The organism is Actinoplanes sp. NPDC051513 (assembly GCF_044454685.1).
GTDB lineage: Bacteria > Actinomycetota > Actinomycetes > Mycobacteriales > Micromonosporaceae > Actinoplanes.
Genome location: NZ_JBITDW010000002.1, coordinates 569393 through 590205 on the forward strand (window position 1 = coordinate 569393; position 20813 = coordinate 590205).

The 20813-nt window shown below is 72.2% G+C and carries 20 protein-coding genes; 7 read left to right on the forward strand and 13 right to left on the reverse strand.

Annotation, left to right across the window (positions count from 1 at the left end; all coding sequences use genetic code 11):
* Positions 1-205: 205 nt before the first annotated feature.
* The gene (locus tag ACIA5D_RS07900; protein WP_396029098.1) at positions 206-1408 is read right to left on the reverse strand and encodes an FAD-dependent monooxygenase; all 1203 of its coding nucleotides are present in this window, start codon (positions 1406-1408) and stop codon (positions 206-208) included.
* Between the two features lie 74 nt (positions 1409-1482).
* On the opposite strand from ACIA5D_RS07900, the gene ACIA5D_RS07905 reads away from it, so the two are divergent.
* Positions 1483-2130, forward strand: a complete 648-nt coding sequence (locus tag ACIA5D_RS07905; protein ID WP_396029099.1) for a sensor histidine kinase — start codon at positions 1483-1485, stop codon at positions 2128-2130.
* Here ACIA5D_RS07905 and ACIA5D_RS07910 read toward each other — a convergent pair.
* Positions 2096-2317, reverse strand: coding sequence for a response regulator transcription factor (locus ACIA5D_RS07910; protein ID WP_396029100.1), 222 nt, complete (start codon positions 2315-2317; stop codon positions 2096-2098). The genes ACIA5D_RS07905 and ACIA5D_RS07910 overlap by 35 nt on opposite strands.
* Between ACIA5D_RS07910 and ACIA5D_RS07915 the strand changes: the two genes are divergently transcribed.
* Complete coding sequence (locus ACIA5D_RS07915; protein ID WP_396029101.1) at positions 2292-4538, forward strand: ATP-binding protein; 2247 nt, start codon at positions 2292-2294, stop codon at positions 4536-4538. The two genes, ACIA5D_RS07910 and ACIA5D_RS07915, sit on opposite strands and share 26 nt — an antisense overlap.
* Here ACIA5D_RS07915 and ACIA5D_RS07920 read toward each other — a convergent pair.
* The 4 genes from ACIA5D_RS07920 to ACIA5D_RS07935 are packed head-to-tail and all read right to left on the reverse strand — an operon-like array spanning position 4533 to position 7783.
* Positions 4533-5456, reverse strand: coding sequence for an ABC transporter substrate-binding protein (locus tag ACIA5D_RS07920; protein ID WP_396029102.1), 924 nt, complete (start codon positions 5454-5456; stop codon positions 4533-4535). The two genes, ACIA5D_RS07915 and ACIA5D_RS07920, sit on opposite strands and share 6 nt — an antisense overlap.
* Positions 5457-5469: 13 nt before the next feature.
* Positions 5470-6126, reverse strand: coding sequence for an ABC transporter permease (locus tag ACIA5D_RS07925; RefSeq protein ID WP_396029103.1), 657 nt, complete (start codon positions 6124-6126; stop codon positions 5470-5472).
* Positions 6123-6773, reverse strand: coding sequence for an ABC transporter permease (locus tag ACIA5D_RS07930; protein WP_396029104.1), 651 nt, complete (start codon positions 6771-6773; stop codon positions 6123-6125). The genes ACIA5D_RS07925 and ACIA5D_RS07930 overlap by 4 nt, the downstream gene beginning before the upstream one ends.
* Complete coding sequence (locus tag ACIA5D_RS07935) at positions 6770-7783, reverse strand: ABC transporter ATP-binding protein (RefSeq protein WP_396029105.1); 1014 nt, start codon at positions 7781-7783, stop codon at positions 6770-6772. The genes ACIA5D_RS07930 and ACIA5D_RS07935 overlap by 4 nt, the downstream gene beginning before the upstream one ends.
* A gap of 116 nt (positions 7784-7899) precedes the next feature.
* Here ACIA5D_RS07935 and ACIA5D_RS07940 point away from each other — a divergent pair, with 116 nt between their 5' ends.
* Positions 7900-9330 carry an aromatic amino acid ammonia-lyase gene (locus tag ACIA5D_RS07940; protein WP_396029106.1) on the forward strand — a complete coding sequence of 477 codons (1431 nt, stop codon included), beginning with the start codon at positions 7900-7902 and terminating at the stop codon, positions 9328-9330.
* Between the two features lie 63 nt (positions 9331-9393).
* On the opposite strand, the gene ACIA5D_RS07945 is transcribed toward ACIA5D_RS07940, so the two are convergent.
* Positions 9394-9894 carry a cysteine dioxygenase gene (locus tag ACIA5D_RS07945; RefSeq protein WP_396029107.1) on the reverse strand — a complete coding sequence of 167 codons (501 nt, stop codon included), beginning with the start codon at positions 9892-9894 and terminating at the stop codon, positions 9394-9396.
* Complete coding sequence (locus ACIA5D_RS07950) at positions 9891-10784, reverse strand: amidohydrolase family protein (protein ID WP_396029108.1); 894 nt, start codon at positions 10782-10784, stop codon at positions 9891-9893. The genes ACIA5D_RS07945 and ACIA5D_RS07950 overlap by 4 nt, the downstream gene beginning before the upstream one ends.
* 165 nt (positions 10785-10949) lie before the next feature.
* On the opposite strand from ACIA5D_RS07950, the gene ACIA5D_RS07955 reads away from it, so the two are divergent.
* Positions 10950-11933 carry a LacI family DNA-binding transcriptional regulator gene (locus ACIA5D_RS07955; RefSeq protein WP_396029109.1) on the forward strand — a complete coding sequence of 328 codons (984 nt, stop codon included), beginning with the start codon at positions 10950-10952 and terminating at the stop codon, positions 11931-11933.
* Positions 11934-12069: 136 nt separating this feature from the next.
* Here ACIA5D_RS07955 and ACIA5D_RS07960 read toward each other — a convergent pair whose 3' ends face one another.
* Together ACIA5D_RS07960 and ACIA5D_RS07965 are read right to left on the reverse strand one after the other, a co-directional pair.
* Positions 12070-13890 (reverse strand): aromatic amino acid lyase, encoded by a 1821-nt coding sequence (locus ACIA5D_RS07960; protein WP_396029110.1) that lies wholly within the window; start codon positions 13888-13890, stop codon positions 12070-12072.
* Positions 13887-14909: an ornithine cyclodeaminase family protein gene (locus tag ACIA5D_RS07965; RefSeq protein ID WP_396029111.1), complete on the reverse strand. Its 1023-nt coding sequence runs from the start codon at positions 14907-14909 to the stop codon at positions 13887-13889. Before ACIA5D_RS07965 ends, ACIA5D_RS07960 begins: the two co-directional genes overlap by 4 nt.
* Positions 14910-15001: 92 nt before the next feature.
* On the opposite strand from ACIA5D_RS07965, the gene ACIA5D_RS07970 reads away from it, so the two are divergent.
* Positions 15002-15829, forward strand: coding sequence for a MurR/RpiR family transcriptional regulator (locus ACIA5D_RS07970; protein ID WP_396029112.1), 828 nt, complete (start codon positions 15002-15004; stop codon positions 15827-15829).
* Positions 15830-16179: 350 nt separating this feature from the next.
* A complete protein-coding gene (locus ACIA5D_RS07975) occupies positions 16180-17538 on the forward strand; it encodes a DUF1996 domain-containing protein (protein WP_396029113.1) in 1359 nt (452 codons plus the stop codon).
* Here ACIA5D_RS07975 and ACIA5D_RS07980 read toward each other — a convergent pair.
* From ACIA5D_RS07980 to ACIA5D_RS07990, 3 genes are read right to left on the reverse strand one after another with little or no spacing between them, the layout of a single operon-like run.
* Positions 17535-17702 carry a pentapeptide repeat-containing protein gene (locus tag ACIA5D_RS07980; protein ID WP_396029114.1) on the reverse strand — a complete coding sequence of 56 codons (168 nt, stop codon included), beginning with the start codon at positions 17700-17702 and terminating at the stop codon, positions 17535-17537. The two genes, ACIA5D_RS07975 and ACIA5D_RS07980, sit on opposite strands and share 4 nt — an antisense overlap.
* Before the next feature lie 10 nt (positions 17703-17712).
* The gene (locus ACIA5D_RS07985; protein WP_396029115.1) at positions 17713-18438 is read right to left on the reverse strand and encodes a hypothetical protein; all 726 of its coding nucleotides are present in this window, start codon (positions 18436-18438) and stop codon (positions 17713-17715) included.
* Entirely contained in the window at positions 18431-19276 is an 846-nt protein-coding gene (locus ACIA5D_RS07990; RefSeq protein ID WP_396029116.1) for an RNA polymerase sigma factor, read from the reverse strand. The genes ACIA5D_RS07985 and ACIA5D_RS07990 overlap by 8 nt, the downstream gene beginning before the upstream one ends.
* A gap of 166 nt (positions 19277-19442) precedes the next feature.
* Here ACIA5D_RS07990 and ACIA5D_RS07995 point away from each other — a divergent pair, with 166 nt between their 5' ends.
* Positions 19443-20807 carry a YncE family protein gene (locus tag ACIA5D_RS07995; RefSeq protein WP_396029117.1) on the forward strand — a complete coding sequence of 455 codons (1365 nt, stop codon included), beginning with the start codon at positions 19443-19445 and terminating at the stop codon, positions 20805-20807.
* Positions 20808-20813: the final 6 nt, after the last annotated feature.

Consider the following 20813-nt stretch of genomic DNA (forward strand, 5'->3'; position numbering starts at 1 on the left):
GCCCCGCTCCGAGGGCATCGAGCGGCGACGTCCGTCCGGCGGCGGTCGGGCTTGAAGGGCAGCGCCGTCGCCGTCGCCCGGATCTCGCGCTGCGTCGTGCCGGGCCGGGCAGTCCTCAGAGGACGGTCACCTCGGTGCCCGGCGTGGTCTGCTCCCGGTCCAGCACGCCCAGCGAGATGGTCGCGCCGACGGTGTGGCGGGGAGGTTAGCCAGTTGTTTCGCCGTCCGGCAAGGGGCCGGCCGCGTCGTGGTCGTAGATCCAGGCGACGACGTCGTAGGACCAGTCGGTCGCTCCCATGGCCATCGCCTCGTCGCGGGCCTCCTGCTCCGGCCCGTCGTGGAGGTGGAAACGGGTCTTGTTCTCGGACGACAGCGCCTGCATCCTCGTGGCGCGGGGAAGGCGCAGGCGCTCGTAGCCGACCAGGGCCTCGGCCGGATCGCCCGGATTCGCGGCCAGGCTCGCGGCCAGGGTGGCGCCGTCCTCGATCGCCTGGGCCGCGCCCTGCGCCATGAACGGCAGCATCGCGTGGCAGGCGTCGCCCAGCAGCGTCACCCGCCCGCGCGACCACCGGGGGAGCGGCGGCCGATCGAACAGCGCCCAGACGAACGTCTCGTCGACCGCGTTCAGCATGCCGTGCACCTGCGGGTGCCACCCGTCGAACGCCTTCAGCGCGTCGGCCACCTCGCCGTGGTCGGTCCACGACTCGCGGGTCCACGAGTCCTGCTCGACGATCGCGACGAAGTTCATCAGCCGCCCGCCGCTGACGTAGTAGTTCACGAAGTGGCGGCCGGGACCCATGAACACCTGGGCGGTCACCTCGATGCCGAGGCCGCGCAGCCGCTCGGCCGGGATCAGCCCGCGATAGGCGACGCACCCGGTGAACCGTGGCCGCTCGGGCCCGAACAGCAGCTCGCGCACGTCGGAGTGGATCCCGTCCGCGCCCACCAGGACGTCCACCTCGGCGGGCCCGCCCTCGGCGAAGTCGAGCCGCACGCCGTCCCCGTGGTCGGTGAACCCGGTCAGCCGGCGCCCCAGGTGGATCCGCCCGGCCGGGATCGCCGCCGCCAGCGCGGCCAGCACGTCGGCGCGGTGCGCCTGGTAGTGCGGGAAGCCGAACCGGGCTTCGAGCGGCTCACCGAGCGGAGTTCGCAACAGGGTGCGCCCGTCGTCCCAGCGACGCTGGTGCAGCGCGAGCGGCTTCACCCCGGTGCGGGCCAGCTCGCCGGCCAGGCCGAGGCGGTGCAGGATCCGGGACGCGTTGGGACTGATCTGCACCCCGGCCCCGACCTCGCCGAGCGCCTGCGCCCGCTCGTACACATGAACGTCAAAACCCGCCGCGAGCAGCGACAATGCCGCGCTCAGCCCGCCGATTCCGCCACCTGCCACACCTACCGTCAGCCCCCGCATGTTCCCAGCATCGACCCGGGCCGATGTTATGGACAAGGACGCCTTGGCCACCTTTCGTGCCTATCTTGGAACTGGTGCGGGAACTGACGAGCGAGGCGCGGGCGCGGGCGAGCCTGCGCCGGCACAATCGCGTCCTCGCCGAGCTCGTGGCGACCAGGACCGAGCTGGTCTCGGCGATGCTGCACGAGCTGCGCACGCCGCTGGCCTCGACCCTCGCGATGGTCGAGATGCTGCCCGAGGGCACCGGCGACCCGCGGCTCGACGAGGCCCTCGAGCTGATCGCGCGCAACGTGCGCCGGATCGCCGGGGTCACCGAGCAGATCGCCACGATCAGCGGGATGGAGAACGGGACGCTCCCGATCGAGCGCAGGGAGTTCGATCTGGCTGCTCTGCTCGCCGAGCACGGCTTCGCGGTCGCCGCCGGGGCCGGGACGATCGTGGGCGACCGGGAGCGGCTCGGCCAGGTCTTCGGGCGGCTGGTCGACGCCGTCGGGGCCCTGGGCGGCCCGCCTTCGCGGGGCGAGGCGTCGGCGGACGGCGATCACTGGCGGATCGCGCTGCGGCTGCCGCCGGATCTGGTCACCGACCGCCTGTTCACCGGGGCGAACGCCACCGCCCTGATGTTCGCGCGGGCGGTGGTCGGGCGGCACGGCGGCACGGTCGGCGTCGAGAGCGCCTCGCTCGTGGTCAGCCTGCCCCGGTCAGCGCGTCCACCCGGGTGAGCAGGTCCTGCGCCGTGAACGGCTTGACCAGGTAGTCGTCGGCGCCCGCGTCGAAGCCCGACGCCACGTCGAGCCACTGGCCGCGGCCGGTCAGCAGGATGATCGGGATGTCGGCGGTCTCGGCGTCGTCCCGCAGCGCGCGGCACACCTCGAGGCCGGTCATGTCGGGCATCGTCACGTCGAGCACGGCGCAGTCGGGCGGGTGCTCGTGCGCGGCCCGCAGCCCGTCGCGCCCGGTGCTGCTGGCCCTGGCCGTGGTCGGCGCCAGCGCGTACGTCCGGATCGGCGCGCTCATGCAGAGCCAGGCGCCGCTGCAGCGCTCGCACCTGCTGCTCGGCGAGATCGGCCGGCTCGGCGACGCCGTGAACGCCCTCGACCGCACCGCCCGCGCCTACCGCGAGACCGGGAGCCCGACCTGGGTGCAGGCGCTGCGCAACATCTCGGCCGGGGTCGACGACGACCTCGGCCACGTCCGGGCGGACAGCCGCGGCGACGCCGGCCACCAGCGGATCCTCGACCAGCTCGAGCCGCTGCTCGACGCCCGCCTCACCCACTTCCGGCAGGCCGCCGATCAGGGCCGACCGGCCCAGGCGAGCGGCGACCTCGCCGACGCGCAGACGCTGATCAGCCAGATGCACACCCACGAGGAGCAGCGCCTGGCCGAGCAGCTGCGGGCGAGCGACGCCAGCGCCCGTCGCACCCGCAGCCTGATCCTCTGGGTCTCGCTGGGCACCGCGGCGCTGGTCGCGCTGTGCGCGCGGTGGATCACCCGGCGGATCACCGCGCCGGTCCGGCGGGTCACCGCGGCGGCGCAGCGGGTGGCCCAGGGCGACCTGAGCCGGCGGGCCGAGGTGAGCGGGCCGCAGGAGCTGGCCCAGATGGCACAGGCGGTCAACGCCTCGATGTCCGCGATGGTCGCCGCACGCGACGAGGCGGTGGCGGCCGCGGCGGCGAAGTCGGCGTTCCTGGCAACGATGAGCCACGAGATCCGTACCCCGATGAACGCCGTGATCGGGATGACCGGGCTGCTGCTCGACACCGACCTCGACGCGCGGCAGCGGGAGCTGGTCGACACCGTGCACGCCAGCGGCGAGTCGCTGCTGGTGATCATCAACGACATCCTGGACTTCTCGAAGATCGAGGCCGGCGAGCTGACCCTGGACGAGCGGCCGTTCGCGCTGGAGCCCTGCGTCCAGCAGGCGATCAACCTGGTGGAGCTCACGGCCGACGCGAAGGGCCTGCATCTGTCGGCACACCTGGCCGAGGACTGCCCGCCGGCGGTGGTCGGCGACGAGAGCCGGATCCGGCAGATCCTGGTCAATTTGATCGGCAACGCGGTCAAGTTCACCGACCACGGCGCGGTGACCGTGATGGTGTCCGCCATCGATGATCAGGTTCGGTTCGCGGTCCGCGATACGGGCATCGGGATCCCGCTCGATCGGCTCGATCGGCTCTTTCTCCCGTTCAGCCAGGTCGACGCGTCGGTGGCGCGCGGCTACGGCGGCAGCGGGCTGGGCCTGGTGATCAGTCAGCGGCTGGCCGAGGCGATGTCGGGCGGCATCACCGTCGACAGCACGCCGGGCCAGGGGTCGACCTTCACCGTCACCGTCGCCGTGAAAGCGGGCGAGCTCGCCGAGCTGCCGCCTGCCATGACCGCCGCGGCGCGGCCGCTGCACGTGCTGGTGGCCGAGGACAACCCGATCAACCAGCGGGTGGCCCAGCTGCTGCTGGAGGGGCGCGGCCACCGCGTGGACCTGGCGGCGGACGGGCGGGAGGCGGTCGCGGCCGTTCACCGTACGAAATTCGATCTGGTTCTGATGGACGTGCAGATGCCGGTGCTGGACGGGCTGGCGGCGACCGAGCGGATCCGTGCCCATCCGCCGTCGCACGGCGCGCCGCGGATCGTGGCACTGACGGCGAACGCGATGGTCGACGACCGCACCGCGAGCAAGCGGGCGGGCATGGACGGGTTCCTGGCCAAGCCGATCCGCGAGGCCGAGCTGGACGCGGTGCTGGCGGGCGCGGCGGCCCACGCGGACGTGACCGACATCGTCGAGAGGTCGGAGGCCGACAGCATTCGCGACTGGGTGGACGGGATGGCGGCCTCGGTCGGCGGCGATCGCGGACAGCTCGCCGAGATCCTGCACAACTTCGCCGACCGGCTGCCCGAGACACTTTCGAAGATGGAGCGTGCCGCCTCGGCCGGCGATGCCCGGAACCTGGCGCGGCTCGCGCATTCCCTCAAGGGATCGTCGGCCACCCTGGGAGCCGGCCAATTCGCCGCGCGCTGCGCCGAGGTGGAGGAGCGGGCGCGCGAGGCGCGCCCGCCCGACATCCACGAGCTACATGCCCACGCCGGCTCGGTGTGCAGCGTGATGAGAGAGCTTTCCGCCGAACTTTCGCTATGACAGGCCGTTGTCGGTCAGGAACGCCTTGGCGACCGCCGCGGTGTCCTGCTTGTCGACCTGCACCTTGGCCAGGTACGTGGTGAGGTTCTCGGTGGTCAGCTTGGCCGAGACCGCGTTGAGCGCGCCGCTCACCGTAGGGTTGTTCGCCTCGCTGCGGATCAGCGGGAGGACGTTCTCGGCCAGGTAGAGGTTCTTCGGGTCCTCCAGGACGACCAGGTTGTTGGTCTTGATCGCGGAGTCGGTGGAGAAGATGTTGCCGACGTCGATCTGGCCCTTGAGCAGCGCGTTCACGGTCAGCGGGCCACCCGCGTCGAGCGGCTTGAAGGTCTTGAACTTCACGCCGTACAGCGAGTCGAGGCCCTTGAGACCCTGGTAGCGCTCCTGCCACTCGGGGCCGGCGCCGATCGACAGCGTGCCCGCCACCGGCTTGAGGTCCTCGATGGTCTTGAGGTTGTGCTTGGTCGCCGTCGCCTGGGTGACGGTCAGCGTGTCCTTGTCCTCGGCCGCCGACTGCTCGAGCACCTCGGTGCCGGCCGGCAGCACCTTCTTGAGGGCGGCGAGCACGTCCGCGGGGCTGCTGACGCCCTCGGGCGCGCCGCCCTTGGACAGCGCCGAGAGCAGCGCGCCGTTGTATTCCGGCAGCAGGTCGATCGAGCCGTCCTGCAGCGCCTTGAGGTACAGCTCGCGGGCGCCGATGTTGAACTGGCGCTTCACCTGCACCTGCTTGGCCTCCAGGGCCTGGGCGTAGATCTCGGCGAGCAGCTCGCTCTCGGCGAAGTTGGCCGAGCCGATCGTGACGGTGGAGGGCGCGTTGCTGCTGCCCTGGTCGGTGTCGTTGCTGAGGGGGTCATTGTTGGCGCCGCACGCGGCGAGGGCGAAAGTTGCGGCAAGAGCGACGACAATGCGCGTACGCATCATGGGGTTTGCCTTTCTATCTCTTTGACAGGCCTGGCGAGACGACCCAGCGCTGAGCGAGGGCGAGAACCAGGTCGAGCACGACCGCCAGCACCGCGACGACGATGGCGCCGGCCAGCACACGGGAGTAGTCGTTGACGGCGAGGCCGTCGATCAGCAGGCGGCCCAGGCCGCTGAGGCCCACCGCGGCGGCCACCGTCGCGGTCGCCACCACCTGCAGGGTGGCGCTGCGGACGCCGCTCATCAGCACCGGCACGGCCATCGGCAGTTCCACCTTGGCCAGCACCTGCCAGGGACGCATGCCGACACCTTTCGCGGCGTCGACGATCCGCTGGTCGATGGCGCGGATCCCCGCGTAGGCGGAGGTGAGCACCGGCGGGATGACCAGCACCGTCAGCGCGATGAGCACCGGGAGCAGCCCCAGGCCGAGCAGCGTGACCATGAGCATCAGCAGGCCGAGCGTGGGCAACGACCGGCCGGCGTTGCCCGCGTTGATGGCGATGAACGAGCCGCGTCCGGTGTGGCCGATCCAGAGGCCGATCGGCAGCGCGATGACCGTGCCGATCAGCATGGCCAGCGCCACGTAGAACACGTGGTAGAGGATCAGCTGGGGGATGCTGCCGTCGGTCGTCAGCGACCAGTGCGCCGGGTCCAGCAGATAGTCCAGGTTCACGCCGCGCCTCCCTGGAACCGGGTCCACGGCGTGACCAACCGGCCCAGCAGCACGATGACCAGGTCGGCCAGGCCGGCCAGCAACACCGACAGGACGATGCCGACCAGGATCGGCTCCACGTAGAACAGCTGGAACCCGCGGGTGAACAGCTGGCCGAGCCCGCCGACGCCGATCAGCGCGCCGACGCTGACCAGACTGATGTTGGCGACCGTGGCGACCCGCAGACCGGCCAGGATCACCGGCAGCGCGACCGGGAGCTCCACGTCGATCAGGCGGCGGGTGCGGCGGTAGCCCATCGCGGTGGCCGACTGCACCACGAGAGGATCGACAGACTTAAGACCGTCGGCGACCGTACGGGCGAGGAGCGCGACCGTGTAGATGGTGAGCGCCACCACGATGTTGAGCGGCGACAGGATCTTGGTGCCGAGGACGACCGGCAGGAACACGAACAGCGCCAGCGACGGGATCGAGTAGAGCACCCCGCACGTGTTGACCAGCGGGTGGTACAGCCAGGGGAAGCGGACGCCGAGATAGCCGACCGGCAGCGCCACGACGAAGCCGATGACCACCGGGACCAGGGCCAGCCAGATGTGCTGCCGCAGCGCGGTCAGCACCGTCTCCCAGTTGTTGCTCAGATAGGTCGTCACTTCTTCTTCCGTCCGGCCAGGTGGTCGACCAGGTCGTGGTGGGGCACGATGCCGTCGGCCCTCCCGTCCTTGCCGACGCGCACGGCGATCCCGGTCGGCGAGGTGATCGCCAGGTCAGTGACCAGTCGCAGGGAGTCGTCGCTGGTGAACGTGGTGATCTTGTGGATGCCGCCGCCGGTGCGCCAGCCCACCGGCCTCTTCGCCTCGTCGAGCACGAGGTCGGGCGCGTCGGAGATCGGGCGCACCGGCAGGTCGGCCGCGGTGTCGAAGGAGAGGCTGCGCAGGCCGCGGTCGCGCCCCACGAACCCGGCCACGAACTCGTCGGCCGGGCTTTCGAGCAGCTCGCGCGGGGTGCCGACCTGGGCGAGCACGCCACCCTGCCGGAAGATCGCGACGACGTCGCCGAGCTTGATCGCCTCGTCGATGTCGTGCGTCACCATCGCGATGGTCTTGCCGAGGTCTTTCTGGAGGCGGAGGAACTCGCGGTGCAGCCCCTCGCGCACGACCGGGTCGACCGCGCTGAACGGCTCGTCCATCAGCATGATCGGTGGGTCGGCGGCGAGCGCCCGGGCCACGCCGACGCGCTGCTGCTGGCCGCCGGAGAGCTGGGCCGGGTAGCGGTTCGCGAACTCGGCGGCGAGACCGACCCGCTCGAGCAGCGCCAGCGCGTCGGTGCGGGCCTGGCGGCGGGTCTTGCCGAGCAGCATCGGGACCGTGGCGACGTTGTCGAGCACGGTGCGGTGCGGGAAGAGCCCCGCGTGCTGGATGACGTAGCCCATGCCGCGGCGCAGCAGAGCCTCGTCGTGGCCGGCGACGTCCTCGCCGTCGATCAGGACCCGGCCCGAGGTCGGGCTGATCATCCGGTTGATCATGCGGAGCGACGTGGTCTTGCCGCAGCCCGAGGGTCCGACGAAGACCGTGGTCTTGCCGGTCGGGAGCTCGAGCGAGAGATGGTCCACGGCAGCGCTGCCGCCGGCGTACACCTTGACGACATCGTCGAATGTGATCATGCCGCTCCCGCTGGCGCTCGCGTTGGTGAATGAGGATATTCATACTTCAGGGGTAGTGAATAGAATGTCAACGGCCCGCGGGAGCCTTTACGCTCCTGAAACTAGGTGGTGTCGAAATGAGCGCAAACGTCCGGCTTGACGGGCGGGGTTTGACGATCGAGGACCTGATCGCCGTGGCGTCGGGCCGCGTTTCCGTCGAGGTCGACCCGGCGGCCCTGGCGCTTGTCGACGCGCGGCACGGGGTGCTGCTGGCCGCGCTGGCGCAGGGCGCGGTCTACGGCGCGAACACCGGCGTGGGGGCGAACCGGAGCGAGCGCACCTCCTCGGCGGACCCCGGCTCGCACGGCCTGCGGTTGCTGCGCAGCCACTGTGCCGGCGTGGGCCCGATCGAGGACGACCTGACCGCGCGGGCGACGATGGTCACCCGTCTCAATCAGATCCTGGCCGGCGGCTCCGGCATCTCCCAGCGGATAGCCGTGGCCTTGGCCGACGCCCTGCGCGACGGCGCGGTGCCCACCATGCACTCCTGGGGCGCGATCGGCACCGCCGACCTGGCCGCGCTGGCCGAGCTGGGCCTGACCCTGGCCGGCGAGCGCCCGTGGCGTTCCGGCCGCGGCCCGGTCACCACGATCGACGCCACCGACGCGCTGCCGATGATCTCGTCGAGCGCCCTGACCGTGACCACGTCGGCCCTGGCCCTCGACCGGATGCGCAGCCAGCTGCGCGCCTCCGTCGTGGTCGGTGCGCTGACCTTCCTCGCGCTGCGCGGCAACCCCGAGGCGTACGACGAGACGGTCCACGCGGCCCGCGCCCATCCCGGCCAGGCGGAGGTCGCGTCGTCGCTGCGCTCGCTGGTGACCGGGTGCGCGGCGCCGGCCCGTATCCAGGACCCGTTCGGCCTGCGGGTGCTTCCCCAGGTGACCGCGCCGGCCCTGCACGCGGCCCGGTCCCTGCACGAGGCCCTGATCGGCGAGCTGAACGCCGCCGTCGAGAATCCGCTGGTCACGGCGGACGGGGTCCGCCACCACGGCCAGTTCCACACGGCGACCCTGGCGTCCCAGTTGGACGCTGTACGCGGCGCTTTCCTCCCGGTTCTGTCCCTGTCGGCGGCCCGCCTCGGCCTGCTGATGCGCCCCGACATGACCGGCTTGCGGGCGTTCCTGGCGGCCGGGCCGCCCGGCAGCTCCGGGCTGATGATCAGCGAGTACGTGGTCCAGGACCTGCTCACCGAGATCCGCGTGGGCATGCAGCCGACCGCGGCCGGGACGCTGACGATTTCGCTGGGGCTGGAGGAGCACGCGAGTTTCGCCACGCAGGGGGCGCGGTCGCTGCGAGCGATGACCCGGCTGGCGCCGACGCTGCTGGCGGCCGAGCTGGTGGCGGCGGTGCGGGCCTTGCGAATGGCGCCGGGGCGGCTCGTCGGCGGGACGGCCCGTGAGGCTTTCGAGCTGGCGGCGAAAGTGCTGGACGCCTCGATGGACGATCGGCCGCTGGGCGACGACCTTTCGCGGGCGGCGTCGTTGCTGCCGTCGCTTGGCGAGCTTTAGCCGGGCTTTCGTCGAGCTGCAGCCGGGCTTGCGTCGAGCTTCGGCTGGGCTTTTCGTCGAGCTTCAGTCGAGCGGCCGCAACTCGTCGGCGTAGCTGACCGCGCGCCGGCGCAGCACGCCCGCCGCGCTGATCGAGTACTGGCCCATGCGCCACAACGGCGGCGAATACGCATGAATGGAGACCGAGCCGTCGATCGCGCCGGCCATGCGGTGGATGTGGTCGGGGCCGAACGCGAAGACCCGCCCCGAGCCGACCACCCGCGTCACCGGCTCGCCGCCCATGCGCGGCGTGGCCTCGGAGACCGCGCCGCGGGTCACCGCCACCGCGCCCGACGAGATGTCGTGGTCGTGCCAGCCGGTGTCGTCCACGAGGTTCCAGCACAGCACCCAGACGTCGATGTCGCCGTCGCGGTAGAGATGCGCGTAGTGCCGCTTGCCGGTGTCGTGCCGCACGAGCGGCCGCCACAGGCCGGGCCGGTCGGCGACCTCGGTCACCCAGGACTTCAGCTCGCGCGGGGTGAGGGCCCGGCCGGGCAGCGCGGGCAGGGCGTCGACCATCGTCATCGCGGCTCTCCGATCAGGACACGAGGGTTGGCGGCGAACATGGCGTGCGCGAAGGCCGCGCCCAGACCGGGGTCGGCCGATTCCGCGTACGGCCGGTCGGAGCCGTGCACGATCGGGTCGACGCCGACGACCCGGATCATCGCGTCGATCGCTCGGGTGCCGTACGAGGAAGTTTCGTAGAAGACTTTCGGGTCGACCGGCCCGAGCGTGCCGCCGCGAGCGGCGAGTCGCTCGTGGTGCAGCGGCGCGAGGCCGGCGAGCGCGACGAAAGCGATGCGCAGGCCCGGGTGCCGCGACCGGCCGGCGATGTGCCACGCCAACCACGACAAATGCAACTGCGACACGTACGGGCCCAGAGCCGGCCACCATGCGGGCAGGCCGGGGTCGCACACCGGCGCCGGGCCGGGATGGACGAGCACGGGTTTGCCGGCGTGCTCGGCCTCGTCGAGCAGCGGCGCCATCCGGGCCACCGCGGCCGGGTCGCCGAGCGCCGTCGCCGGCAGCTGGAGGCCGGCCACCCGCTCCTCTCGCAGCACCTTGGCCAGCCCGTCGGGGTCGGGCTCGGCGACCGGGGCCGCGGCCCACACCCGGAACGGGTCGGGCAGCTCGAGCGCGCTCTCGTGCCAGACGTCGATCAGCTCGGCGCCGTCCGGCCCGGCGAGGTGTTCGATGCCGAGCGGGCTGGAAAGCGAGACCAGAACTTTCTGGCGGCCCTCGGAAACTTCCTGGTCGCGGCGGGCCGGGACGTCGTGGGCGGCCGGGTCGACCTCGTACGGCGGCTCGCCCGGCAGGTGCAGCGTCCAGCCGCGCAGGTACGGAAACTCGCGGCGGCGGCGGAGCGCGTCGAGCAGGCGCGGCGGCCACAGGTGCTGGTGGCAGTCGATCACCATGGCTCCTCCTGCCTCGGTTGCCGGGACGTCGATCACGGAGAGGGAAGCGCTTCACTCGATGCATTGAGTGAAGCGCTTCCCTCCCGCAGGCGCAAGGGCTTCTCAGCACCTGAGCGAGGTAATCACCCGGAAACATGCCGGGTGGGGCGGTGTTACTCTCGGCCGGTGTCTGGACAGCGACGCACGCTGCAAGACCTGGCGGACGCGGCGGGCCTGTCGCTGGCAGCGACGTCGTACGCGTTGCGCGGCGTCCGCGGCTCACCGGCCACCATCAGCCGGGTGCGGGAACTGGCCGACGAGCTCGGCTACACGGTCGACCCGATCGCCCGGGCGCTGGCCAGCGGCCGTACGGGATCGATCGGGGTCAGTGGGTCCCTGCGCGACCTGTGGCAGCAAGATCTCTCGGTGCTGTTGACCCGTGCCCTGCGCAGCCAGGGCAGCTACGCGACGATCGCCGACGCCGACGCCGACCCCGAGCAGGAACGCCTGATCGTCGAGCAGTTCGTGGCCCAGCGCGTCGACGGCGCCCTGGTGTCCCCGGTTGATCCGACCGCGAAATATTGGCGGCTGCTGGGCCCCGAGGTGGCGGTGGTCGCCATCGGCGATGCCCTGACCAGCCGCCCCGGCTCCGGCAGCGTCCTGTTCGACAACCGGTACGGCGTCCAGGCGGCCCTGGCCCACCTGGCCGAGCTCGGACACCGCCGGATCGGCCTGCTGGCGCCCGCCTTGCCGTCCACGCCCGGCCGGCCCGCCCAGGTCCTGGCCGCCGAGGTGGCCGCCCGCCTCGGCGTCGACCTGGTGGAGATCGCCGCGCCGGCGGCAACGGCCGAGGCGGTCGAGGTGGCGGCCGAGCTGCTCGCCGCTCCCGAGCGCCCGACCGGGGTCTTCTGCCTGAGCGACTCGCTGGCGTTCGCGGTCTATCGGGCCGCTCGCGAGGTGGGTCTGCGCCTGCCGGAAGACCTGTCGGTGGTCGGCTACGACGACCACCAGCTGGCCGCCCTGGTAGACCCGGGCCTGACCACGATGGCCTGGGACGAGGACGCCATCATCGCGGCGGCGGTGGAACAGCTGGAGGGCCCGGCCGACCCGGCGCCGCTGTTCCGCCCCGAGCTCATCGTGCGCGGCTCGACCGGCCGCCCGGCCGCCTGACTCTCATCGGGCTCGTCACGCGGTCGCCCGGCGGTTCCGGTCGCATCTCATCGGGCTCGCCCAGCGGTTCCGGCGCATCTCATCGGTCTCGCCCAGTCTCTCCCCAGCGGTTGGGGTGATGTGGTCGAGGTCGCGCTCAGCGGGCTCGTTCGGTGGTCGCCCAGCCGTTTTCCAACAGGTCGGCGATGCGGTCGAGGTCGCGCCCGAACGGGCGGTCGGCCGTCCCGGCGGGCAGCGCGGCCGCGATCTCGTCGAGCGCGGCCGTGCCACGTCCCGTCAGCCCCTCGGGCGGCCCGCCCAGCAGCCGGGCCTGATGGACGGCGAGCAGCTCGCAAGCCAGCACGTCGCGCAGGCCCGCCACCGCCTCGCCGAGGCATTCCGCGGCCTCGAAGCCGAAACTCTGCACGTCTTCCTGACCCAGCGAGGTCTCCATCGCCCCGACCAGCGCCGGGGTGACGAAACGACGCAGCCGGTGTACGACGCCAACCGCCCGCTTGTGGACCGTCACCATGCCCGCATGCAGCCCGGGCGCATCGGAGAGCTGCCGCGGCAGCCCGGTGATGCCGGAGTCGAGCAACCTGTGCAGTCGAGCGGCGCCCAGCTCGGCGAGGTGCACGAGCGCGGTGGTCAGCGCACCGGCCGTCGCGGCCAGGTCGGTGCCCGCGAAGCCGAACGTCCCCACGAACCGCCCGTCGAGGTGAGCAGGGGAGTCGGTCACCGCGTCGAGCCCCCGATCGGCCGCCGCCTCCAGCCCGGCGACCGCACGCAGCGCGACGGTGAGCGCGGGCGCCGTGACCCGGAACGACACCGGCGCCTGCAATTGCCGAGCCGGCCCGCCACCGGCATGCGCTCGCGGCAACTCACCATCGATGTCCTCGCGCGCGGCTTGCGGCAGCTCCTCATCGACGATTTCGCGCGCCGCGCCTCGCGCCAAGTCATCCATGATGAGTTGCTGCGCGTTCTCGGCCCCAAGGAGGTCGCGCATCGTGGTCAAGACCGTGCGCAGCTCCTCGCTGTCGGCGAGATCGGGGTGCAGCGGGTCACGGCTGGCGCGGATGACCGCATGCGACGCGGCCGACGCGACCAGGATCTGCTGGAGCAGCGTGCGAGTGTCCTCCGCCGCCAGCGCCGCCAGGCCGGTCAGGCCGGGGACGCCCTCGAGGAAGGCGACGCCCTCCTTCGCCTCGAACGGGCGCGGCGCCAGACCGGCGGCGGCCAGCGTCGATGCCGCATCGGCCGGCGTCGAGGCCGCGTCGGCCCGCGTCGAGGCCGGATTGGCCGGCGTCGAGGCCGGATTGGCCGGCGTCGAGGCCGGGCTGGCCGGCGTTGGTGCTGCGTCGGCCGGCGCCTGTGCCGCGTCGGTCCCTGTCGGGGCCGCGTCGACGACGGCGCCCGGCGGGGTGAGTACCTGGCCGGCGCCGATGAGGACCGCTCCGGCGTGGGCCAGCGGGATGATCTCGCCGGCCGCGCCGCCGCGCAGGGGGATCGCGGGGACGACGTGGGCATCCAGAAGGGCCACCAGGAACTCGCACAGGGAGGGCGAGACGCCGGCCGCCGGATGCAAGAGCGTGCGGAGCCGGGCGGCGAGGAGGGCGCGGGCCTCGTCGTGGCGCAGCCACGGCGCCGAGCCGACCGCACGGCCGATCATCAGGGTGTTCTGCTGGCGGGCCTGGGCGGCGGCGTCCAGGCGAACGCCCGCCATCGCGCCCATGCCGGTATTGACGCCGTAGACGGGCCGGTCGCCGGCGAGGTCGCCCAGGGCGGCGCGGCGGCTCGCGGCCAGGTCGTCGAGCAGGCCGGGAGCGAGGACGATCCGGCAGCGGGAGCGGGCCAGCGAGGCGATCACCGCTCGGGACAGGTCCGAGGGCCGCCGAATCTCGTGCACCGGGACGGTCGCGGCCGGGAGGGCGGGCTCGGGTGTCGAGGCGGGCGGGTCGGGGAGGCCGGGTGTTGTCATCGGTAGCGGAGCATCGTGCCGGCGTCTGCGGCCTCGGCTCGGGTCAGGATCAGGTGGGCCAGGGCGACATCGAGGATGGACAGGCCGCGATGCCAGAACAGGATGCGCTCGTCGGGGGTCTCGCGGCCGGGCTTGCGGCCGCTGACGATGTCGCCGATCTCGGCGTACAGGGTCTGCTCGGTCAGGCGGCCGGTGTCCACGTGGGCGCGCAATGCGCCGAAGCGGCCCGAGTGGGACTCGCGCCAGTCGTCCACGACCACCTTGTCCATCACGTCGAGCAGGTCCAGCTCCACTGCGCTGACGGTCCCGTACGGCACCACGAAAGCGCCTTGCTTGACAGCAACCGTACGCAGAAGTGGGGTTGGTGTTTCCAAGCGTGAGGCCTCGACGAGGATGTCTGCCCGATCGAATGTTTCGTCGGCGGTTTCGACGGCGCGCACCGGGGTGTCGGTGACCTCGCGCAGCCGGGCGGCGAAGGCCTCGCGCGACTCGGGGCGGCGGCTGGTCACCCGGATCTCCTCGAGCGGGAACAGGCTGTCGAGCATGGTGACGTTGGAGAACGCGGTGCCGCGGGCGCCGACGTGGCCGAGGATTCGCGAATCCGGGCGGGCCAGATATTTCGCGCCGACGGCGGTCATCGCGCCGGTGCGGACCTCGGTGATCAGCGTGGCGTCCATGATCGCGAGGGGGACGCCGGTGGTCGGGTCGAAAAGGGTCATCAGCGCCAGCTCGCTCGGCAGCCCTTTTTCGTAGTTGGTCACGAAATCGCCGACGACCTTCACCCCGCTGAGGCCGCGCTCGCCGAGCGTGCCGACGTGGCCGCGCAAGATGTTGAAATGGCCGGCGCCGCCGTTTTCGGGGACGAGGTGGGTGCGCGGCTCGAAAACTGTCTCGCCCCGGCCGTGCGCGCCGACCACTGCCTCGACGGCCGCGATGACCTCGTCGTTTGCGATGCCGAGGCCAGCGATGTCAGCGCCGGAGAGAAACCGTAGCCAGAGGGCCGGGCTCGCGTGAATCATGCAATGCACCCTATAGCCTGGGCGTTTCAAGCTATTCAGCGTTCGCGGCTCGGCTCGCATCGGTGGCGCGAAACCATGGGGGAGGCACGCCGATGGTCGACACGGGCCGGGCGGAGGACTGGCTGCTCACCGTCGCGCAGCGACACCGGCTTTCGCCGACCCAGCGGCAGATCGTGCAGCGGATGCTCGGAATGTTTCCCGATGTGGCTTTCCTGTCGACCGTCGAGATCGCCGAGCGGACCGGCGTGAGCCAGCCGACCGTGACCCGGCTCGCCACCGCGCTCGGTTTCGCGGGCTTCCCCGAGTTCCGGGCCGCGTTGCGCGATGTGGTGGTGGGACTTTCGCCGGCGCCCGACCGGCACAGCACGCCCGCGGTCGACCAGGAGACGGCCAACCTGGAAAGCCTCAAGCGGGTGCTCGCCGGCGACCGGATGAGCGAGGCGGTGGCGCTGCTCGCCGGCACCCCGGCGCTCGGCGTGATCGGGCTGCGCGCCTCGGCCGCCCTCGCCGAGTACTTCGGCTATTTCGCCCGCCGTCTGCTGCCCGCCGTCAGCGTGTGCACCGACGCGAGTACGGTCGACGACACCGTGCTCGAGGTGCGCGAACAGGGCGCAACCGCGCTGCTGATTTTCGCGATGCCGCGCTATCCGGCGGCCACGGTCGCCGCGATCCGGCGGGCCCGGCGGCTCGGCCTCGCCACGGTCGTGGTCGCCGACACTGCGCTGGTGCCGTTCGCCCAGGACGCCGACGTGCTTCTGGTCGCGCCGGTCGGGACCGGCCTGGTCTTCGACTCGCACGCCGCCGTGGTGGTCCTCGCGGTGAGCCTGCTCGACGCGATCGCCGCGACCGATCCGCAGCGCACCCAGCAGCGGCTCGAGGCGCACGAGGCGCTGATCGACAGCTGGATCCACCACGGCTGACCGGCCGACCGCCGTTTCGCGATCACGAGCAACGCCCGCGTCCTCGCTCTCCACAACTGCGGGAGGCCGTCCACCGCGCCGTGACCGAGGCCGTCCACCGCGCCGTGACCGAGGCCGTCCACCGCGCCGTGACCGAGGCCGGCTTCCGCTTCGTGGCCGCCCGCGCCGCTTCGTGCGTGCCGAACTTGGCGACCCGGTAGCCCGCAGCGCCACGTTTCGGGAAGCGCTTCCCGAGATTTCGCGCACGTTTCGGCACATGGTGGGGATCGCAACCGATCAATCTTGAGAGAGCGCTTCCCCGCCCCGGATACTCCTGAGCACTCACGTCCCCTCTCCCCGAAGGGAGCGTCATGCATTCATCCCCACGAATGCGCATCCTGTCCGCGGCCCTGCTCGCCGCCGCGACCACGCTCGTCGTGGCGCCCGGCGTCGCCGAGGCCGCGACCATCACGGTTCAGGCCGAGTCCTATGCGGCTCAGTCCGGAGCCCAGCTCGAGGCGACCGCCGATTCCGGCGGCGGGCAGAACGCTGCCTATCTCGCCGAAGGCGACTGGATGCGCTACGACGGCGTCAACCTCGGCGCCGCCGGCACCCTCACCGTGCAGGCCCGGGTAGCCTCCGCGGTCGGCACCGGGCGGGTCGAGCTGCGCACCGGCTCGGTCACCGGCCCGCTGCTCACGCAATTTTCCATCGCCGCCACCGGCGGCTGGCAGGTCTGGTCCACGCTGACCGCCACCACGGCGACCCACCCGACCGGCGCGCAGACCGTTTTCGCGGTGCTGCGAAACTCAACCGGCGGAGACTTCGTCAACATCAACTGGTTCTCGTTCGGGGACGGCTCGCCCGCTGACAGCGGGCCGGGCTGGGTTCCGATCGACCAGGCCGCGTGGAACGCGCAGCTCGCCGAGTTCAACTCGATCGTGCCGCGGCCGGTTCCAGCCGGCACCGTGCGCGTGTCCGAGTTCAACGCGACCTGCGGCTACAGCCACTCCCACCCCGACGACCCAATCGTCTTCCCGGGCATGCCCGGCGCGTCGCACATGCACAGTTTCCTCGGCAACACGAAAACCGACGCGTACACGACGACGGCAACGCTGCTCGGCAACGCCGGCACCAGCTGCCGCCCGCTGCCGGACCTCTCCGCCTACTGGATCCCGACGCTCTACCAGGGCGATCGCGTGATCGAACCCAAGGACGTGGTCGTCTACTACGGCTCCCGGCTGACCGACCCGTCGGCCACCAAGCCCTTCCCCCAGGGCTTCCGCATGATCGCCGGCGACGCCAAGCTTCAGACGCCGACGCCGGCCGGCTCGGTCAACGCGTTCTACTGCGCCGGCCCCGGCGGCGAGATCGGTCGCAGCGCCGACGGAAACTGGCCGGTCTGCGCATCCACCGCCGTCCTCATGTTCCACCTCGTTTTCCAGGACTGCTGGGACGGCAAGAACCTCGACAGCCCCACCCACAAGCAGCACGTCAGCTACAGCTACGACGGGACCTGCCGCGGCGCCTACCCGGTCGCCATCCCGAATCTTTCGTTCCTCATTTCGTACCCGACGCCCGGCTCGTCGGCGGGCTTCCGCCTGGCGTCCGGCATGGCATCGTCGATGCACGGCGACGCGTTCTTCGCCTGGGAGAACCGCGCCCAGTCCGAGCGCGTGAAGAACTGCCTGGTCCAGAAGGCGAAGTGCAACACCAACGGCGATTTCTAAAACACTTTCCCGTACGCGCCGCCGCGGTCCCCACCGCGGCGGCGCGCCCGGGAGAGGCGCGCCCGGGAGAGGCGCGCCCGGGAGAGGCGCGCCCGGGAGAGGCGCGCCCGGGAGAGGCGCGCCCGGGAGAGGCGCGCCCGGAAGAAATGTCGCGCCCCGGCCACAGGCCGGCCCTCATCCGACGGAAAGGCCGGCCGCCAGTGCCTCGTCCACCGTGGGCAGGCCCTCGAGGCGGTAGGTCACCGCGTCGCCCTGCCAGATCAGGGTGGGGCCGGCCAAGCGGGCCGTCGCGGTGTGCTCGACGCCTCCGCGATCCACGTAGGTGACCGGGTGCGGGCCGGGCACCCAGATGCCGGTGTGGCCGCCGACCTCGACCCACTGCGCGTTCGTGGCCTGCTTGAAGAAGGCGATGGACAGCGTGCCGTCGAACTGGTCGAAGCGAACCTTTCCGGCCCGGTAGGAAACGCTGACCACTCGCGGCGCACCGGTGTTGTCCTGGTCGGCCATCGTGACCTGCTCCGGCTGGCCCAGCGCGGCCGGCAGGCGCACCGGGAACTTGGCCAGGCGGCGGGCCTCGTCGAGGGCCGCCAGGTGCTGCGACGGCAGCGGGCTGGGGTGGGCGGGCAGAGCGGTGGGTTTCGGGTTGGTGCGCACCTCGATGCCGGCCACCCGCAGCAGCTCGATCACGGCGGCCCGGGCCGGGGCGATCGCGCCGGTTGCGCCCACGGCGGCGACGAGGGCCGAGATCAGCCAGAGCCGCCAGCGGTGACGCCGGGCCGGCGGCCGGGCCGAGGCCAGGCGGGCGCGGACCGCGGCGCGCTGGTCGGCGGCCTCGGGCACGTCGAGGTGGTCGCCGAGCGCGCGCAACTCGGCGATCAGGTCGTCGTGGCGATCAGGCATCGGTTCCCTCCTCTCCGGGCGCGGGTGCGGGCGCAGGCGCGGGTGCGGGCGCAGGTGCGGGCTCGGGCGCGGGCTCGGGCGCAGGTGCGGGTGCGGGCGCAGGTGCGGGTGCGGGCGCAGGTGCGGGCTCGGGCGCAGGTGCGGGCTCGGGCGCAGGTGCGGGCGCGGGCTCGGGCGCAGGTGCGGGCGCGGGCTCGGGCGCAGGTGCGGGCGCGGGCTCGGGCGCAGGTGCGGGCTCGGGCGCAGGTGCGGGTGCGGGCGCAGGCGTGGGCGTGGGCGTGGACAGCAGGTCACGCAACCGGGTCAGGGCCCGGGACGTACGCGATTTGACCGTGCCCTTGCGGACCCCGAGCGCCACGGCGGTCTCGGCCTCGGAGAGGTCGAGCAGATAGCGGCACACCAGCACCTCGCGGTCCCGCCCGTCGAGCCGCCGCAGCTGCCCGACCAGCCGCTGCCGCCGTTCGTGGGCCATGGCTGACTCGGCCGGATCCGGGGCGACGGCCGGCTCCTCGTGGAGAAAAGCCCGCAGCACCAGCCCGTCCCGCCGTTGCCGCGACCTGTGCAGGTTTCGGGTCTCGTTCGCGACGATGGCCAGCAACCACGCCTTGAAACCCGCCTCCCCGCGGTACGACGACAGCTGCCGGTACGCCTTGACCAGCGCCTCCTGCACCACGTCGTCGGCCTCCGCCCCGGCGCCGAGCAGCACCGCGGCCCGGTGTGCGGGCACGGTGTAGTGCGCGACCAGGAACTCGTACGCGTCCAGGTCGCCGGCCCGCGCCCGCGCTACGGCGGTCGCGTCGTCCAGCTCGGTGGCCTTCTCCAGCTCGACACCTCCCAACGAACACATCATCGACACCGCGAGACGAAAAAAGGTTCCCGGACGCCGTTGGCGCGCTCATCCCCGGCAGGCGCACGTTCTCCATCGCGGACCGCCCGGTCTGGTGGCACAGCGCGGCGAGACGAGGCGGCGGGAACCTTTCTCGCGGTCGCGGTGTCCACAGGGCATGACGACGCGACGGGGATTTCTGGCGCTCGCCGGTGGCGCGACGGCGGCGCTGCTGGGGGCGTGCTCATCGAGGGAGCCGAGCTCCGGCAAGAAACCGGGCACGAAAGTGCCCGACGTGGTGCTCGCCGACAGCGAGCAAGGCCTCGTGGTGCTCGGGGGCGCCCGTCCCGCCACGCACGGCAAGCGGGCCGCCGCCAGCGCCGATGGACGCGTCGTTTTCGCGGTCGACGGCGAAAGCCTCATGCGGTTCGACCCCGCGGACGGGATATCCACCCGCAGCACCACGCTCGGGGGCGGGTGGCTACCCCGTACCGTTTCTCGGATCGCCTGTGCGCTCAGCCGCACCCCCGCCGCCGTCCAGCCCGCGGCGCGGAAAACGACCTCGCTGCTGGTGACCGTCGGCGGCGAGAAGCGCCAGTACGACCTGCCCGGCGTCGTCGAGCCGGACGCGTTCACCACCGACAACACCGGACTTTTCGTGCTCGAGTGGCTGCCCGCGACCGCGCCCGACCACTACCGGGTGCGGCTGCTCGACCTGGCCACGGGCGAGGTCGGACCCCTGCTGACCCGGGACAAGACCGCCGTCCCGCCGGGCGCCGAGGAGGAGATGCGCGGCGAGGGCCGGCAGGCGGTCCTCTCCCCGGACGAGCAGGTCCTCTACACCCTCTACACCCACCAGCCCGGCCACCGGCACACCCGCGACCTGCTCTCCGGCCGCCCCGGCAACGCGCACGCTTTCGTTCACGTCCTGCACCTGACCGAGCGCTGGGCCTACTGCCTCGACCTGCCGCATCCGTTCGGCGAGGGACCTCCGGCCGCGCACGCGATCGCGGCGAGCGCGGACGGCAGGGAACTTGCGGTTTTCGACGCCAGCTCCGGAAACATCGCGTACGCCGGGACGGCCGCCCTCGCCATCGCCGGGGTCGTCACCGCACCGAAGGGTGGGAACGCGAGCCTCGCCTACACCCCGGACGGCACGCGTGTGCTGGCCGGCGCCGGACGCACGATCAGCGCCCTGGACCACACCGGCACGCTGACGGCAAGCTGGTCGGTGCCGGCGGATGTGCGCGGCCTGGCGGTGAGCCCGGACGGCCAACGCGTCTACTGCGGCGGCGACAACGAGGTGCTGTGGCTCGACGCCACGAAGGCGGGCGACACGAAGGCGGGCGACACGAAGGCGGGCGACGCGAAGGCGGGCGACGCGAAGGCGGGCGACGCGAAGGCGGGCGACGCGAAGGCGGGCGACGCGAAGGGGGTCGGCGTGGCGAAGGCCGGCGAAGCGGCGAAGGATGGCGACGCCGCGGCAACGGTGCTGGGGCGGGCGACGGTCAACGGACTGATCACACTGAGGACCGTGCGATGACGATTC

Excerpts from the sequence above, each read along its gene's own strand:
- ACIA5D_RS07915 (WP_396029101.1), top strand. The coding sequence starts at position 2,292 with ATGTCGGGCATCGTCACGTCGAGCACGGCGCAGTCGGGCGGGTGCTCG.
- ACIA5D_RS07900 (WP_396029098.1), bottom strand. The coding sequence starts at position 1,408 with ATGCGGGGGCTGACGGTAGGTGTGGCAGGTGGCGGAATCGGCGGGCTG.
- ACIA5D_RS07945 (WP_396029107.1), bottom strand. The coding sequence starts at position 9,894 with ATGACGATGGTCGACGCCCTGCCCGCGCTGCCCGGCCGGGCCCTCACC.
- ACIA5D_RS07970 (WP_396029112.1), top strand. The coding sequence starts at position 15,002 with ATGGTCGACACGGGCCGGGCGGAGGACTGGCTGCTCACCGTCGCGCAG.
- ACIA5D_RS07950 (WP_396029108.1), bottom strand. The coding sequence starts at position 10,784 with ATGGTGATCGACTGCCACCAGCACCTGTGGCCGCCGCGCCTGCTCGAC.
- ACIA5D_RS07960 (WP_396029110.1), bottom strand. The coding sequence starts at position 13,890 with ATGACAACACCCGGCCTCCCCGACCCGCCCGCCTCGACACCCGAGCCC.
- ACIA5D_RS07940 (WP_396029106.1), top strand. The coding sequence starts at position 7,900 with ATGAGCGCAAACGTCCGGCTTGACGGGCGGGGTTTGACGATCGAGGAC.
- ACIA5D_RS07965 (WP_396029111.1), bottom strand. The coding sequence starts at position 14,909 with ATGATTCACGCGAGCCCGGCCCTCTGGCTACGGTTTCTCTCCGGCGCT.
- ACIA5D_RS07985 (WP_396029115.1), bottom strand. The coding sequence starts at position 18,438 with ATGCCTGATCGCCACGACGACCTGATCGCCGAGTTGCGCGCGCTCGGC.
- ACIA5D_RS07995 (WP_396029117.1), top strand. The coding sequence starts at position 19,443 with ATGACGACGCGACGGGGATTTCTGGCGCTCGCCGGTGGCGCGACGGCG.
- ACIA5D_RS07920 (WP_396029102.1), bottom strand. The coding sequence starts at position 5,456 with ATGATGCGTACGCGCATTGTCGTCGCTCTTGCCGCAACTTTCGCCCTC.
- ACIA5D_RS07975 (WP_396029113.1), top strand. The coding sequence starts at position 16,180 with ATGCATTCATCCCCACGAATGCGCATCCTGTCCGCGGCCCTGCTCGCC.
- ACIA5D_RS07935 (WP_396029105.1), bottom strand. The coding sequence starts at position 7,783 with ATGATCACATTCGACGATGTCGTCAAGGTGTACGCCGGCGGCAGCGCT.